Origin of the sequence: Draconibacterium sp. IB214405, from assembly GCF_033963885.1 — a bacterium.
Classification (GTDB): Bacteria; Bacteroidota; Bacteroidia; order Bacteroidales; family Prolixibacteraceae; genus Draconibacterium.
In genome coordinates this window covers 440,622-455,562 of sequence record NZ_JAXBMA010000001.1, presented here as the reverse complement: position 1 = coordinate 455,562, position 14,941 = coordinate 440,622, and the positions used below count along the sequence as shown (strand labels likewise).

Below are 14,941 nucleotides of genomic sequence, written 5' to 3'. Positions count from 1 at the left end.
GGAGATATTATTATATTTGCCCGACTTACAGGTACTAACAAAGCAAAGAATGTTTACAGTCGGCATATTCACAACTCATTTCCCCTACGTGGTGTTTATTGTGTTTTATGCGTACTTTTTGCTTTTTGGTGTCGAGCAGGCGCACGATGGAAAAATACAGGTTGCCGAAAAATCGGTTCAGATTGAATACCATGTAAATCATGCACATGCCAATGCCGAAACTTCACAAACTTTCAACTATCAGTCGGCTTTAAATTATTCGTTTAATGAAAGTTGCGACGAAATCAACCGTATTAAAAAGTGGATCATTCGTGAGGCGCTTTACCATTCTCAGGATACTTTTTTAGAGACCCCATTTTCCCGGCCTCCTCCTTCGTACGTGTAACCCAGACAATTTCATTACTTTCGTTTGTTGAAGCAGTATCTGCCCGCCGTTATTAGTGAAATTTCAACCGAAAAAAAATCTTTTTACCACAAGGATGAACAATAAACCCACTTAGATTATTTAATTTACTACCATGAATATATCACAGAAATTAATAGAGAAATACAACACCCCGGTGCCACGATACACCAGTTATCCGCCGGCCAACTTTTTTTCGCCGGAGTTTACTCCTGAAGAATACGTTAAGGTGTTGGAACAATCCAATTCAGAAAATCCGCAGAATATATCCATTTATATCCACATTCCTTTCTGCCCGAAAATCTGCTACTTTTGCGGCTGTAACACGCACCTGACGCGCGATAAAAACAAAATGGAAGTTTATGTTGATGCGCTGAAAAAAGAGATCCGAATGGTGAAAAAGTTGCTCAACGATGACCGCAAGGTGTCGCAGGTGCACTGGGGAGGCGGTACACCAAACTCTTTGTCTATCGGACTGATCGAAGATATTATGAACCTGATTCATGAGCTATTCGATTTTATTCCAAATCCGGAAATTGCTATGGAATGTCACCCAGCAATGTTGGATAAAGATTACATCGATCGTTTGGTAGCGCTGAAATTTAACCGTTTTAGTCTGGGTATTCAGGATTTCGACACGAAGGTTCTGGAAAACGTAAACCGCGATCCGTCTATACTTCCCGAAGAAGATTTGGTTGCTATGATCCGCAGTCACGAGGGTACCAGTGTGAATTTCGACTTTATCTATGGGCTTCCTTTTCAGGATGAAGTATCGTTCGCAAAAACCATCGAACGCGCCATTAGTTTGTCGCCCGATCGTTTGGTTACTTTCTCATACGCACACGTGCCTTGGGTGAAAAAAGCTCAAAAAATATTGGATGCACGCGGTCTGCCATCGGCAACGAAGAAGCTGGCCATGTTCGAAGTTGGTTACCGTTTGTTAACTGAAAATGGTTACGACGCCATTGGTCTCGACCATTTTGCCCGCCCTGATGATGAGCTGAATCTGGCCTTTAAAAACAAAACCTTACACCGTAATTTCCAGGGATATTGCACCCGCGAAACCACCGGACAGGTTTATGCTTTTGGCTCTACAGGAATCAGTCAGCTGGAAAATGCTTACGCGCAAAATGCCAAAGACACAAACACTTACGTCGACCAGATCAACAAAGGAAAATTCACTATTGAAAAAGGTTATCAGTTGAATGCCACTGAAAAGATCATTCGCCACGTGATTAACGAAGTGATGTGCAACTATTATATTTCGTGGGAAGAAGCCGCACAAATGCTGCAAACTTCTACCGACGTAATAAAACAGAGCGTTCTTTACGATGAATCGTTCCTTACCGGTTTTGTTGAAGAAGGGCTTTTATCGCTGTCGAAAGACGAATTGCATGTAAGTGAACAAGGACGCTTTTTTGTACGAAACATCGCTGCCAGCCTTGACCCAAACATGCGGAATGCAACCTTAAAATTCTCAAAAGCACTATAAAAACCATGCAAAAAAACCAACTAAACATTGCCGTTATTGGGGCAGGACTAACCGGACTTACAACAGCTTATTACCTTAAAAAATTTGGTTTTAAGGTGCAGGTTTTTGAAAAAAGTGACCACGCCGGTGGTGTGATTCAAACGCACCGGAAAAATGGTTTTGTTTTTGAATCGGGGCCAAATACCGGCTCAATGGGACAGGAAGAAGCTGCCGAACTTTTTGAAGACCTGGCAAATGACTGTACCATTGAATATGCCAACAAAAGCGCCGAAGCCCGCTGGATTTGGATGGGCGGCAAGTGGCACGAAATGGAGATGGGCGGCTTAAAAGCCATCACCACTCCCCTTTTTACCTGGCACGATAAATTTCGTATTCTGGGCGAACCGTTTCGTAAACCGGGTACCGATCCTAATGAAACCATCGCCGATATGGTACGCCGCCGTATGGGAAAAAGCTTTTTAAGAAATGCCGTAGATCCTTTCCTTTCGGGCGTTTATGCCGGTGACCCGGAAAAACTGGTAACACGTTATGCTTTGCCAAAACTTTTCTGGTTGGAGCAAAATTATGGCAGTTTTATTGGTGGAAGTATCAAACAAAAGAAAGCGCGTAAAAAAGAACCACCTCGAAAAGCTAATCGTCAGGTATTTTCGGTTGAAAACGGACTGGACAACCTGATAAAAGCTTTGGTTAAAAATATTGGAGAAGAAAATATTAAGCTGGGATGCAAAAATCTGGAAGTTAAAAACGAGGGAGAACTGAAGTATTCGCTTAATGGCGAAAGTTTTACCCATGTAATTTCAGCGGCCGGATCGCATGCTCTGGAAAATCTATTTCCATTTTTCCCAAAAGAGAAACTTCAGCCGATCGAAAAAATGAATTACGCCAAAGTTACCCAGGTGGTGCTTGGGTTTAACAACTGGAAAGGGATTCCGATCAAATCGTTTGGAGGACTTGTTCCTTCGGCTGAAAAACGTGATGTATTGGGCATTCTGTTGCCGGGTTCTTTCCTGAAAAACCGGGCACCGGAAAACGGAGCTTTACTTTCTGTCTTCTTGGGAGGTATTAAAAAACCGGAATTATTCGATTATTCCGACGATGAAATAAAAGAAATTGCAGAGCGCGAAGTCCGCGAAATGATGGGGCTCGACACTTTTGAACCCGATCTATTGGAGATTTTCCGCTACAAACATGCCATTCCACAATACAGTTTCGAGAGCGAAGAAAAACTTCAGGCGATTACCGATCTGGAAACCGAATACAAAGGCCTGACACTGGCCGGAAACATGCGCGACGGAATTGGAATGGCCGACCGAATTAAACAAGGAAGAACAATTGCGAACCAATTTGCGACAGATTATTTATGAGTGCGAAAACAGCTGTTTTATTGATGAATGTTGGTAGCCCCGACAAACCGACCGTTCCTGCGGTTCGAAAATATTTGACTGAGTTTTTGAATGATGAACGTGTGATCGATTTGCCATATCTGCTTCGGAAATTTTTGGTAAATGTGATCATTATTCCTGCCAGGGCTAAAAACTCAACCAAGTTATACCGACAGTTGTGGACTAAAAAAGGATCGCCATTGATTTATATTTCAGATGAGTTGAAACATAAACTTCAGGATGAAATGGGCGACGATTACGAAGTTTTTATGGGAATGCGCTATGGAAATCCGGGCTACAAAGCAGCTTTAGCAGATATAAAAAAGAAAGGTTTTGATAAGATTATTTTACTGCCGTTGTTTCCGCATCATGCCATGTCGACCACTGAAACGTCGCTGGTTGCAGCCCAAAAAGAAATAAAAAAGCTGGGAATAAAATCAGAGGTGTTTGAGGTTGGTCAATTTTACCACGATCCTAAATTTATTGATGCTTTTGCCGAACGGATTCAACAATACAAGCTACAGGATTTCGACCACATTATATTTTCGTATCATGGTCTACCAAACCGCCATTTGGAAAAATGCCACCCGGGAATTAAAGTGGAAAATTGCAGCTGCCATAAAACAATGCCGGAACATGGAAACTTGTGTTACCGTGCTACGGTTTACGAAACTTCGCGTTTGCTGGCTGCTCAATTAAACCTGCAACCGGAGCAGTATTCAGTAGGTTTTCAGTCGCGATTATCAAAAAACTGGCTAACACCTTTTACCGATGAATTACTGGGAGAATTGCTCGAAAAAGGCAAAAAGAAAATACTGATAGCCGCACCTTCGTTTGTTACCGATTGCCTGGAAACCACATTGGAATTAGGCGTGGAATATGGCGAAGAATTCCTGGAAAAAGGCGGAGAAAAATTACAGTTGGTCGACAGTTTAAACACCGAAAAAAGCTGGGTAGAAACACTTGCTTGCCTGGTTCGCAAAAGCATTTCATAAAATCAAGAACAATGCACACTTACGAATGGCATCTATTTTATACCTGCCTGGCTACTTTTGTTGTTAACCTGCCCTTTGGCTACCTGCGCGGTGGTTTCCGCAAGCTATCGTTTTGGTGGTTTGTTGCCATTCATGCACCGGTACCATTGATCATTTTAATCCGTAAATTTTTCGACATACAACTCAGCTGGAGTCTCGCTCCCTTTCTTTTCGGAAGCTTTTTCCTGGGCCAGTTTGTTGGCCGGAAAATCTACGGATTAAAACCCTGGCGAAAAAAATCAACCAATTAAAATCACCTGACTTCAACGGTTGAATAACCACTTTCTAATCCTTCAGAAGCAGCAGTAATCGAAATTTCGGCACCATCCTCTCCCGGACGAACGATCAACTGACATTTGCCTCTAAACGTAGAAACATGTGGCTGCTGAAAGCTTTTCATATCCTTTGGATTTCCGTTGGCAACGGCTTGCAGGCTGCCATTTCCTTCAATCGTAAATTCAACAGGCAATTCGGCATTTGGAACTAAATTTCCATCCGAGTCTACCACTTCAATGTTGAAATAAGCCAGATCGTTTCCACCTGTTTTTACAGTCTCGGTTTCAGCAACAACTTTTAGTGCTGCAGGTTTTCCTGCTGTTTTTAAGGATTGGCGAACCATTTCATTTCCATCTTTTAATCCGATGGCAACCAGTTCACCGGCCTGGTAGGGAACATCAAAATAAGCAGCCAAAGCTTCTATTGGGCGCGACTCAGAAGGAATATCCATTTGTTGGGCTCCGCTGTTTTTCTGAGCCACATTTTTTGTACCGATCACTTCTCCGTTCAATTCCAACCTCACATCATCGCAACGTGTGTATATAGCCACCTGCAACGGTGTTCCTTCATTTCCTTCCCAGTTCCAGCTTTTCCACTCTTCGGGCCACCCCCACATACTTACAAGTTCTTTTCTGCCGTCGGGAATCGGCTCATGAACCAGCATTTCGAGCTCGCTGTTGCGCCAAACCACATCGCGGTAATACATCTGTGGTTTTTTGTAGCCAAGTATGCTTATATCGCCGCAATAGGCATTGTACCATGGCCAGTCCGGCAAAAAGCCAACATTTTCATTATCGAGGTTATTGTGTCCAATTCCGCTCTCACCCAAATAATCCATTCCGGTCCACACAAAATCACCGATTACATACGGAAACTTTTCTACCAAATCCCAGTTATCAAACGCTTCTTTTGGAAACGATTCCGTCCCTACGATAATTCGTTCAGGGTGTTTTTCATGGTCAGGTTCGTAGTTTTTCCATTGGTAGTTGTAGCCGTGAATATCCATTTGTGCAAAAGCCGGAATTGTGCGGTCCCAGTCCCATCCGGGATGATCCCAGAAGTGACAAATGGCCTGTGTTACCGGACGCGTATCATCCATGGACAATACTTTTTCGCGGAGAAATTTGAATATTTCCAAACCTGATGAATCGGCACGCTCGCTGATTTCGTTACCCACACTCCAAATTACAATCGACGGATGATTTCGGTCGCGCAGAACCATTGATTCCAGGTCACGCTCCCACCAGTCGTCAAAATACAGGTGATAATCCTGATCGTTTTTACCACGTTGCCAGTGATCGAATGATTCATCCATTACCAGAATTCCCAACTCGTCACAGGCATCAAGAAAATGTTGTGAAGGCGGATTATGGGCAGTTCTTATGGCATTAAATCCATTTTCCTTCATCACTTTTACTCGTCGATATTCGGCTGCTTTAAACGCTGCCGACCCCAACGGACCGTTATCGTGATGCAAACAACCACCTTTAAGTAAAACACTTTCGCCGTTCAACAAAAATCCCTTTTCGGGAGAAAAATCGATGGAACGGATTCCAAATTTTTCATCGTATTGATCAATAACAACATCGCCGTCAAGAAGCTGCAGTTTCGCGGTATATAAAGCCGGATTGTCAGGCGACCACAAAGATGGATAATCCAACTCGGTTTGTAAAACAGTTGGCGCCTGTTTTACATCAACAGGTAAATTCCATTTTGCCACAACCTGTCCGTCAGCGTTTTGCAACTCACCTTTTAATCTCAAGCCTTCAGCAGATTCAGCAGCAACTAGTTGTGTTTCAATTTTAACGGTGGCTTTTTCCTTCGAAACTTCTGGAGTGGTAACATAAACTCCCCATAAATCAATATGAACCGGATTCAATTTAAGTAAACTTACATTTCTGTAAATTCCTGACCCGCTGTACCATCGCGAATTTTTGCCTTCGTTTTTCACCTGAACAGCCAAAACATTTTCCTGTCCGGCCGGATTTAAATAACCGGTTAAATCGTATACAAAAGCAGTGTATCCGTACGGATGATTGCCAAGATGATGTCCGTTGATCCAGAAATCGGCATTCATATAAACGCCATCAAAAAGCACTTTTATGGTTTTGCCTTCATCCTGTTTATCGATAGTGAAATGTTTGCGGTACCAGGCAGTGCCACCAACAACATGACCGGTGGAAGCCGCACCTGCACTTTCTTCAGAAAAAGGCCCGATTTGTTTTATACCTTCCTTTTCAGGCAGGTCTTCAATACTGTAATCGTGTGGCAAATTAAGTGTTCTCCAATCAGAATCGTCGAAATTAATGTTCTGACCATCCTGAACATCGGCTCTGATAAATTTCCAGTCTTTATCAAATGATTCCTCACAATTAATGGTTGTTTCCTTTTGACTACAGGAAACCAATAAAAGCAGAGCGATTACTCCACCATACAAGATTTTTAGCATAAGTTTAGGTTTAAATTTTACCGTACAAATACGGTTTTTATATTCATAAATTCCTTGATTCCGTGCACAGAAAGCTCGCGGCCAAATCCGCTGGTTTTTATTCCACCAAATGGAAGTCGCGGATCAGATTTTACAAAATCATTTACAAAACAAGCGCCGGCTTCCAGCTCTATTTCGGCAATGTGTTCGCCCTTTTTCAGGTTATTTGTAAACACGGCAGCTCCCAATCCAAAATCGGTATCATTTGCCACACGAATGGCTTCTTGTTCATCTTCAACTTTTATTACCGACGCCACCGGGCCAAACAATTCTTCGTCGTAAGCCGGCATTCCCGGTTTGATATTTTCAAGAATGGTTGGCGGATAAAACGCACCTTTCCGATGTGGAACCTCGCCGCCTAAAATAACTTCTGCACCTTTCTTTACCGAATCAACAACCTGCTGGTGTAACTCATCGCGCAGATCTTCGCGTGCCATTGGCCCCATTGTGCTTTCTTCGTCGAACGGATCGCCAAAGTGTGCCGCATTCATCTCGTGTGTGAACAGCTCGAGAAAATGCGCATAAACCGGTTCTTCCACGATAAAACGTTTGGCTCCGATACAACTTTGCCCGGCATTTAAAAGGCGACCTGCAGCACATGTTTTTGCTGCAAGTTCCAGGTCGGCATCTTTTAAAATCAGGTATGGATCGCTACCGCCAAGTTCGAGCACACATTTTTTCAATTCGGCACCGGCAATCGCTGCAACACTTTTTCCGGCCGGTGTACTTCCGGTAAGACTCACGCCCTGTATTGCTTTATGTTTTATCACCTTTTCAACCATCGGGCTGCCAATCAACAGCGAACGAAATACGTTTTCAGGAAATCCGGCTTCACGGAAAATCTCTTCGATGGCCACCGCACAACCCGGAACATTACTGGCATGTTTTAGTACTGCGGTATTTCCGGCCATAAGTGTTGGTGCCGCGAAACGAAAGACCTGCCAGAAAGGGAAATTCCATGGCATAACCGCCAAAATGGTTCCAATCGGCTGGTAAGAAACATACGACTTACTGGCTTGAGTGGCTATGATTTCGTTTTCGAGAAAAGCTTCGGCATTGGCAGCGTAATACTCGCAAACCCAGGCGCATTTTTCAATCTCGGCAATTCCTTCGCTTTTAACTTTACCCATTTCCAGCGCCATCAGCAATGCCAGTTCCTTCTTCTTGCTTCGAAGAATACTGGCTACATTTTGCATCAACTGCCCACGATGATGAAAAGACGTACTCCGCCAGTGATGCCAGATTTTATCGACTGAATTAATGATTTTTTCAACGCCGTCTTCAGAGTGTTTTTGATAGGCTTTTACGATTTCGTTCGTTACCGGATTAATCGATTGTAGCATAGTGAGATTCTTTATGAACCATAAAATTATAAAAAAAGCAACCTTGTAAAAAGATTGCTTTCAACTATTTTATCGATCAAAAATTTATTCCACTATCCTGATCTCTGTTTTCATTTCCATTGCCTGGCGATACACGGCACTTACACCACAATATTTTTCTTCCGACAGTTTAACGGCTTTCTCCAGTTTTGCCATCGGAAGGTCTTTTCCTTTAAACTGATAAACAATGGTCATTTTATTGTAGTATTTTGGATGTTCTTCGGTGAGTTCGCCTTCAACAATAACGTTAAAAGCTTCCAATTCCACCTTCATTTTTTTCAAAATCATCACCACATCAATACCGGTACAACCGGCCAGTGCAGTCAGCATTAATTTCTTCGGACGTGGTCCTAAATCGCTTCCGCCAACTTCTTCCGTGGCATCAATTATTACCTCGTGTCCATCCATATCGGCTTTAAACGCCAGCTTGTCGGTCCAGGCCATATCTACAACATGCTTCATAACATCCTTGTTTTAAATTACTTTACTTTAAATTTGTACCCAAATATACAATATCTAACTATCTATATAAATAGTTTTTCGAATAATGCAGATAATTGTATTTTTAAGGCAAAAATAAAGATAGGTTATTCCAGTATTAAACGTATAATCAAAAACAGGAAATGAGAAGTGCAATTAAAAGGCCATCGGATGAAGAAACAAATTTGAGCGGTTTTCAACTGTTTAAAAAACTTACCGAGGAAGAGTTTACCCGCCTTAATTACGAAAAAACATGTTCTCTTTATAAAAAGGGAACCATCATCTATCGCGAGGGTAGCCGCTTAACCGGTTTCTTTTGCGTTACCCGGGGGATTGTAAAAATTTTTAAAACCGGTATCGATGGAAAAGAACAGATTATTCGTTTTGCTAAAAAGGGCGAGATCATTGCTTATCGTTCGTTGTTAAGCCAGGAACTGGCATGTACTACCGCCAAAGTAATCGACGACGCCGCTTTGTGCCATATTCCCTATCAAACATTATTGTACCTGATTCAGAGTAACTGGCAGTTTTCGCACCACATGCTGCAAATTGTTTGTCTTGAGTTGCGCGAAGCAAATGATTACATTACCGATATTGCACAAAAAACTGTTCGCGAGCGACTGGCCGAAGTGTTGTTACTTTTAAAAGAAAATTTTGAACTGGATAACCAAAACACGCTTCAAATTTCGTTAACACGCGAAGAACTTGCCAATATGGTAGGTACCGCAACCGAGTCGGTAATTCGTTTATTATCAGAGTTTAAAAACGACAAACTGATTGAGTTGCAAGGCAGGAAAATCAAGTTTTTAGATATCCCCACCCTAACAAGAGTCGCAAATTTATAAGTTTACTACATAACTTTTAAAACCGGCCTCGAGCCGGTTTTTTTATACCAATAATTCTGTATTTTCAACAAAAATTAATACTTCAACACTATGAAACTCTTTGGTATTCATTTAAACCGACGCACATTTATCCGCTGGAAAATTTATATCGACCGCGCACGGATGTATATTGGTTACATTAGTTTTGTTATGATCGCTTTTATGTTTTTAAACGATTTTAAAGACGAGACCATTCGCCATTTTTTGGACGAAAATAAACTGATTACCTACCCGGTAATGATGGTTGTGTTTATGCTTTTCTCGTTGATTCTCGGCCGTCTCGATACAAAACTTGGCCTGCGAAAAGAAGAAATGCGCAACGCCGCAACCGAAAACCCGGTTACAATGGAAATTCTGGAAAATATTAAAGAGATAAAGGAAAAGCTGAATAAAGAATGATGAATGTCGATTAACGATTTTAGATTTAATATTTGCTACAGATGACGAAGTTTGTTTGGACATACTTCGCAAATCAAAATTCGTTAATCATCATTCGAAATTCACTTTTTAGCGTCCAATCCAGTCTTCCGGATCCAACTTGGTGCTTTCTTTCCAAATCTGAAATTTAAGAATTGATTTGTTGCCTTCCTTTACATCGGTAAAAACCGTTCCTATGGTTTGTTTGGTTGTTACTTTATCGCCCTTTTTTACAACCACTTCACGCAGGTTTGAATACACACTCAAAAACGTTCCGTGACGGATAATAACGGCCGTATTTCCACCCGAAATACCAAACACCCGGCTTACTTCGCCATTAAAAACAGCACGTACCTGTGCGCCAATATCGGTGGCAATGTTAATACCGTTATTCTGCACCTGTACATTAGTTAAAACCGGATGACGGTGCACCCCAAAATGTTCGACAATCACTCCTCTTTCAACCGGCCAGGGCAAACGGCTTCTATTTTGTTCAAAATTATCGCCAATAAGTTTTTGTTCGGGTGTTAAGGCAAAACCCGAGCCACCGGCTGCCTGGTTTTTACGCGCTTCTTCCTCTATTATTTGGGTAATTTCGCGTTCCAACTGCTGTTCTACTTTACGTTGTTCTTGTAATTTTTTCTGCAAATTACTTCGTTGACTTTTTAACTTTTGCAGCTCAACATTTTGCTCCTGCTGTTCGCTGGCGAGCTGAATTGTTTCGGCCTCCGTTTTTTCGATTAGCTTTTGTTTTTCCAGTGTTTGTTGCTCCAATTTTTTAATGCTTTCCGCCAGTACTACCTGAACTTCATTAATTGTCGTTGCCTGGTTTTCGCGGTAGTTTTTATAGCGCCTGAAATACAAAAAACGGCGGTATGCCTGGTTAAAATTTTGAGCCGAAAGTAAAAACAAAGTCTCGTCCAACCCATTCAGATTTTTATAGGCAGAACGAATCATTTCGGCATATTCATCTTTTAGCTCCTGAACATCGTTTTTAAGCATTTCTACGGCCAAAACATTATTGGCTACACATTGCTCATAAATTTCAATTTCCTGGTTTATATTCGAAATTAGGGTGTTTCTGGAGCTGATCTTGGTGGTAATTAGCCGAAGCTTGCTTAATGATGATCGTTCATTTTTTTGTGCTTCGTTAAGTAAACGTGTGGTATATTCTATTTCCTTTTCGGCCTCCGCCTTTTTAGTTCTCAGGTCTTCAATGGATTGAGCATACGAAGAAAAACACAACACTGCCAAAGCAAAGGCAGGCAATAGTATTTTTATTCGTAAATTCATGTTTACGAATGTATTGATTTCGGATTTAACCTAAGTTCAACTTTAAAATATTTTCACAGAAAGTTATAGTTGCGTCAGATTTATATTTTAAATTTTGTAGGAATAACGGGTTATTTCAAAGAATTTAAAAAATGAAGATGGCGTGAGAAGAACTTTCCTTAAAGGCTTTGCTCTTTTTGCCATAAACTTCCTCCAATTTTCTCTAATTATCCCGATAGTTCTTCGAAAACCGGTGAAAGTTTCTGACTAAAATAGCTAAAGCTGTGAGCTATTTTAAAGCTGAAATCAGGTTATTAGTTTACACGAATCTCCTCGTATTTTTCCGGAATTTTTATGCTGAACGATGAGATTTTTTCGGTTGAAAATCCACTCATTTTAATCTTCATCGTAATTTCCTCTTCGGGCGAATCAAAATTCATTTCAATGCTACCCGGGTATTCTTTGTTTTCCACCTTGGTGTACTCGTCGAAAACCAGGTTCATATCACGGTTATTTGATTTATCGCTGATCAACAAGCGGTTCAACGCAAAATTTCGGGGGTTAAAAAACATTTTCTGTACAATCAGCGCCTGATCATCCAGTCGTTTTAACCGACGTTCGGCTTTATTTTCTTTCTCCTCGAGTTTACTGAGCTTTCTAGTCTTTTCAGATTGTAACACGTACTGATTGTCTTCGATAAACGAATCAAACGTTTTAAAATCCTTGTCGCGCGGATCGTTTCGGTACGAAAAAGCGTTATTTGAAATTATACTTTGTATGGTGGCAAAATCAAGGTCGATGTGCAGAAAACTACTTAGATATGAATAATCGTCGATGAAATAATTATGGTCGATATAGTTCACGTATTTTACACTGTCGGGCGTCAGTAAAACGCGGCCAACGGGAATATTTAATTTACTGATCGACACCAGTATTTTCTCATCCTTTTTGGCTTTAAGATTGATCCTGAAAGTGGCTTTTGACTGGCTGCTTACAAAGTTACAATTGATACGTTTAACGGTGAGGTACTCGTAATCGAAAGCATTTTGCTCAATTCGTTTCAGCAGTTTGTTTGTACTTATGGCGCGTGCTTCAACATACGACAATTCGGAAGGTGCTTTACACGACGATACAACAATGAGGGAGGCGAATGCAAATAGCAATACTTTGAAATATTTTCGAAAACTCATCGCTACTCTTCAATGTAAGTTTGTTCCTTAATTTTGCGGTCTAAAACCTGCGATTCGCTGCCGCTTTCTTTTGCCTTTTTCCAGTATTCTACAGCCTGTTCCTTTTTTCCTGTTTTGTACAGAATATCGCCGTAATGTTCCAGCAAAGTATCGCTTTCGTCGTCGCTGTTTTTAATGGCCGAATCCATGTAAAATTTAGCAAGGGTATATTCACCCTTTTTAAACAGTACCCAGGCATGTGTATCGAGGTAAGTTGCGTTATCAGGAAAACGTTCAACAACCTTTCCGCTCATACGCTCGGCTTTATCCAAATCAATCCCGTCCAAGGATAAATAATAGGCGTAATTGTTTAGCGTGAGGTAGTTTTCCGGATCAATTTCAACGGCCTTGTCAAATATTTTGAATGCTTCAGTTTTGTTGCCGTTTTTATAAATGGCCTCCCCTTTTAGCATTAGGAAATTTGCCTTAAGCTGTGGATTGTCGATAACGTAATCGGCTCCCTCGTCGCTTAACTCGATGGTTTCGTCGAATTTTTCCAATTGAACACAGGCAATTGCTTTGAAAAAATAACCCTGTGGCTGGTTCGGAAACAATTCAATGATTCTCCCGGTATGTTCGTACAATTTATCCCACTGTTGCAGGTCGTTATCAATGTACATTACCCGCTCCCAAACCATGTAGTCGTTTGGATTAATATCGAGTGCTTTTAACAACGCTTCGCGACCTTCGGGAAGTTTGTTTTGTTTTAACAGTTCTTCAGCCTGAATGGTATGCACCAGCGATTCATCAGGGTGTTTTTCCAGCAAAACGTCAATCAATTCCCCGCGTTGTTTTTCGTTTAATGTCGATTGCGCCGGGTTGGCTGTTAACATCATGTACAGCTGCATTTTTGTTTGAATGTCAACCGCATCGCTTGCAAAACCTTCTTTTGTTTCTTCGAACGATTTTTCCGTATCGCCATTTTCGAGGTAGTAGTTGGCCAGCGAAAAATGCACAAATCCATTCTCCGGATCCATTTCCTGTATCTTCTGATAGTTTTTCAGTGCATTTTCAGAATCGCCCTGACTTTGATACAAATCGGCCAATAAACCGTAATATTTGGCTTCGTCCGGATTGTTTTCAATCAGTTTATTGATCTCGGCAAAAGCTTTGTCAATTTCACCGGTAGAAATATAAATCTGCTGTTTGGCCACCGAAATCTGTTCATTAATTCCGGTTTCCTTCTCCATTCGATTGTAGGCCGAAATGGCTTCATCAAAACGTTGTGCAGTAGCCAACAAGGCTGCATTCATGTATATGTACTCCAGGTTTTCGGGTTCCTTTTCCAAAAGCCCGGCATAAATATCAGCAGCTTCCGAATATTTTCGAGTTTGCTGATAAACCTGTGCCAATAACAATTTATACCACTTATTTTCGGGATTTAAACTGATGGCTTTCTCCAGCAACAAAGAAGCGCTGGTAAAATCGTTGTTTGCCGCATGAATATTGGCCAGTTCGAACATGGCTGCCGATGAATTCGGATCGATCTCCAAACAGCTCGAAAGCAAACGAATCGCTTCCTGAGCATTGCCAAACATTTTTTGTTTTAATGCTTCAACAAAATAGTATTCAAATTCAGCCTGTTTCTGTTCAACCAGTTCGTTGGTGGGTGTATTTACTGCAGCTTTTGCCACTTCCTGCTCGGTAACCTGTTTTGGACCTGAGCATGCAAAAGCAACAGATGAAAAAGCCGCAATACCAATTCCTTTTATAAAAATTCTCTTCATCTTAATGTTTTCCGGTGTGGCCAAAGCCACCTGCTCCTCTTTCTGATTCTTCCAACACCTCTACCAAATCCCATTCCACAGTTGCGTGTGCGGCAACAACCATTTGGCAAATGCGTTCTCCATTTTCTATAACAAAATCTTCGCTCGACAGGTTGATGAGAATAACACCAATTTCGCCACGATAATCGGCATCAATGGTTCCGGGAGTGTTCAAAACTGTAATTCCCTTTTTTAAGGCCAAACCGCTTCTCGGACGAACCTGAGCTTCGTAACCCTGTGGCAATTCAATAAACAAACCGGTTGGTATCAGTTTCCGCTCCAGCGGCTTTAAAACAACCGGTTCATCAAGGTTTGCACGTAAGTCCATTCCGGCCGAAAACAAGGTGCTGTAAGCCGGTAGTTCGTTCTTCGATTTATTAACAATTTTAACCTGCATCAATCTGTATTTTTTAAAGAACCGCTAAGATAGTAAATA

14 protein-coding genes are annotated in these 14,941 nt (G+C 41.4%); 7 read left to right on the top strand and 7 right to left on the bottom strand.

What is annotated here, in order from left to right:
- Positions 1 to 49 precede the first annotated feature (49 nt).
- The 5 genes from SLH46_RS01490 (at position 50) to SLH46_RS01470 (ending at position 4,562) form a co-directional block, all read left to right on the top strand.
- The gene (locus SLH46_RS01490; RefSeq protein ID WP_320279366.1) at positions 50 to 385 is read left to right on the top strand and encodes a hypothetical protein; all 336 of its coding nucleotides are present in this window, start codon (positions 50 to 52) and stop codon (positions 383 to 385) included.
- Positions 386 to 518: 133 nt separating this feature from the next.
- Positions 519 to 1,895 carry an oxygen-independent coproporphyrinogen III oxidase gene (gene hemN, locus SLH46_RS01485; RefSeq protein ID WP_320279365.1) on the top strand — a complete coding sequence of 459 codons (1,377 nt, stop codon included), beginning with the start codon at positions 519 to 521 and terminating at the stop codon, positions 1,893 to 1,895.
- Positions 1,896 to 1,900: 5 nt separating this feature from the next.
- Positions 1,901 to 3,259, top strand: coding sequence for a protoporphyrinogen oxidase (hemG, locus tag SLH46_RS01480; protein WP_320279364.1), 1,359 nt, complete (start codon positions 1,901 to 1,903; stop codon positions 3,257 to 3,259).
- Positions 3,256 to 4,272, top strand: coding sequence for a ferrochelatase (gene hemH / locus SLH46_RS01475; protein ID WP_320279363.1), 1,017 nt, complete (start codon positions 3,256 to 3,258; stop codon positions 4,270 to 4,272). The genes hemG and hemH overlap by 4 nt, the downstream gene beginning before the upstream one ends.
- Positions 4,273 to 4,283: 11 nt before the next feature.
- Positions 4,284 to 4,562: a hypothetical protein gene (locus SLH46_RS01470; RefSeq protein WP_320279362.1), complete on the top strand. Its 279-nt coding sequence runs from the start codon at positions 4,284 to 4,286 to the stop codon at positions 4,560 to 4,562.
- A gap of 2 nt (positions 4,563 to 4,564) precedes the next feature.
- Here the strand turns inward: SLH46_RS01470 and SLH46_RS01465 are convergent, their stop codons facing one another.
- The 3 genes from SLH46_RS01465 to SLH46_RS01455 all read right to left on the bottom strand — a co-directional run bounded on the left by SLH46_RS01465 (position 4,565) and on the right by SLH46_RS01455 (position 8,919).
- Positions 4,565 to 7,036, bottom strand: coding sequence for a glycoside hydrolase family 2 TIM barrel-domain containing protein (locus tag SLH46_RS01465; protein ID WP_320279361.1), 2,472 nt, complete (start codon positions 7,034 to 7,036; stop codon positions 4,565 to 4,567).
- 17 nt (positions 7,037 to 7,053) lie between these two features.
- Positions 7,054 to 8,418 carry an NAD-dependent succinate-semialdehyde dehydrogenase gene (locus SLH46_RS01460; RefSeq protein WP_320279360.1) on the bottom strand — a complete coding sequence of 455 codons (1,365 nt, stop codon included), beginning with the start codon at positions 8,416 to 8,418 and terminating at the stop codon, positions 7,054 to 7,056.
- An 84-nt stretch (positions 8,419 to 8,502) separates the two neighbouring features.
- Positions 8,503 to 8,919, bottom strand: coding sequence for an OsmC family protein (locus tag SLH46_RS01455; protein WP_320279359.1), 417 nt, complete (start codon positions 8,917 to 8,919; stop codon positions 8,503 to 8,505).
- A 161-nt stretch (positions 8,920 to 9,080) separates the two neighbouring features.
- Here SLH46_RS01455 and SLH46_RS01450 point away from each other — a divergent pair, with 161 nt between their 5' ends.
- Together SLH46_RS01450 and SLH46_RS01445 are read left to right on the top strand one after the other, a co-directional pair.
- Positions 9,081 to 9,782 carry a Crp/Fnr family transcriptional regulator gene (locus tag SLH46_RS01450; RefSeq protein WP_320279358.1) on the top strand — a complete coding sequence of 234 codons (702 nt, stop codon included), beginning with the start codon at positions 9,081 to 9,083 and terminating at the stop codon, positions 9,780 to 9,782.
- 90 nt (positions 9,783 to 9,872) lie between these two features.
- Positions 9,873 to 10,220: a hypothetical protein gene (locus SLH46_RS01445; protein WP_320279357.1), complete on the top strand. Its 348-nt coding sequence runs from the start codon at positions 9,873 to 9,875 to the stop codon at positions 10,218 to 10,220.
- Positions 10,221 to 10,328: 108 nt separating this feature from the next.
- Here the strand turns inward: SLH46_RS01445 and SLH46_RS01440 are convergent, their stop codons facing one another.
- The 4 genes from SLH46_RS01440 to dut form a co-directional block, all read right to left on the bottom strand.
- Positions 10,329 to 11,531 (bottom strand): murein hydrolase activator EnvC family protein, encoded by a 1,203-nt coding sequence (locus tag SLH46_RS01440; protein WP_320279356.1) that lies wholly within the window; start codon positions 11,529 to 11,531, stop codon positions 10,329 to 10,331.
- 293 nt (positions 11,532 to 11,824) lie between these two features.
- Complete coding sequence (locus SLH46_RS01435; RefSeq protein ID WP_320279355.1) at positions 11,825 to 12,700, bottom strand: DUF4292 domain-containing protein; 876 nt, start codon at positions 12,698 to 12,700, stop codon at positions 11,825 to 11,827.
- A gap of 2 nt (positions 12,701 to 12,702) precedes the next feature.
- A complete protein-coding gene (locus SLH46_RS01430; protein ID WP_320279354.1) occupies positions 12,703 to 14,466 on the bottom strand; it encodes a tetratricopeptide repeat protein in 1,764 nt (587 codons plus the stop codon).
- 1 nt (position 14,467) lies between these two features.
- Complete coding sequence (gene dut / locus SLH46_RS01425) at positions 14,468 to 14,902, bottom strand: dUTP diphosphatase (protein ID WP_320279353.1); 435 nt, start codon at positions 14,900 to 14,902, stop codon at positions 14,468 to 14,470.
- Positions 14,903 to 14,941 lie beyond the last annotated feature (39 nt).

What these genes read in the sequence shown, in the direction of transcription:
- SLH46_RS01490 (WP_320279366.1), top strand. Translation starts at nt 50, where the DNA reads ATGTTTACAGTCGGCATATTCACAACTCATTTCCCCTACGTGGTGTTT.
- hemN (WP_320279365.1), top strand. Translation starts at nt 519, where the DNA reads ATGAATATATCACAGAAATTAATAGAGAAATACAACACCCCGGTGCCA.
- hemG (WP_320279364.1), top strand. Translation starts at nt 1,901, where the DNA reads ATGCAAAAAAACCAACTAAACATTGCCGTTATTGGGGCAGGACTAACC.
- hemH (WP_320279363.1), top strand. Translation starts at nt 3,256, where the DNA reads ATGAGTGCGAAAACAGCTGTTTTATTGATGAATGTTGGTAGCCCCGAC.
- SLH46_RS01470 (WP_320279362.1), top strand. Translation starts at nt 4,284, where the DNA reads ATGCACACTTACGAATGGCATCTATTTTATACCTGCCTGGCTACTTTT.
- SLH46_RS01465 (WP_320279361.1), bottom strand. Translation starts at nt 7,036, where the DNA reads ATGCTAAAAATCTTGTATGGTGGAGTAATCGCTCTGCTTTTATTGGTT.
- SLH46_RS01460 (WP_320279360.1), bottom strand. Translation starts at nt 8,418, where the DNA reads ATGCTACAATCGATTAATCCGGTAACGAACGAAATCGTAAAAGCCTAT.
- SLH46_RS01455 (WP_320279359.1), bottom strand. Translation starts at nt 8,919, where the DNA reads ATGAAGCATGTTGTAGATATGGCCTGGACCGACAAGCTGGCGTTTAAA.
- SLH46_RS01450 (WP_320279358.1), top strand. Translation starts at nt 9,081, where the DNA reads ATGAGAAGTGCAATTAAAAGGCCATCGGATGAAGAAACAAATTTGAGC.
- SLH46_RS01445 (WP_320279357.1), top strand. Translation starts at nt 9,873, where the DNA reads ATGAAACTCTTTGGTATTCATTTAAACCGACGCACATTTATCCGCTGG.
- SLH46_RS01440 (WP_320279356.1), bottom strand. Translation starts at nt 11,531, where the DNA reads ATGAATTTACGAATAAAAATACTATTGCCTGCCTTTGCTTTGGCAGTG.
- SLH46_RS01435 (WP_320279355.1), bottom strand. Translation starts at nt 12,700, where the DNA reads ATGAGTTTTCGAAAATATTTCAAAGTATTGCTATTTGCATTCGCCTCC.
- SLH46_RS01430 (WP_320279354.1), bottom strand. Translation starts at nt 14,466, where the DNA reads ATGAAGAGAATTTTTATAAAAGGAATTGGTATTGCGGCTTTTTCATCT.
- dut (WP_320279353.1), bottom strand. Translation starts at nt 14,902, where the DNA reads ATGCAGGTTAAAATTGTTAATAAATCGAAGAACGAACTACCGGCTTAC.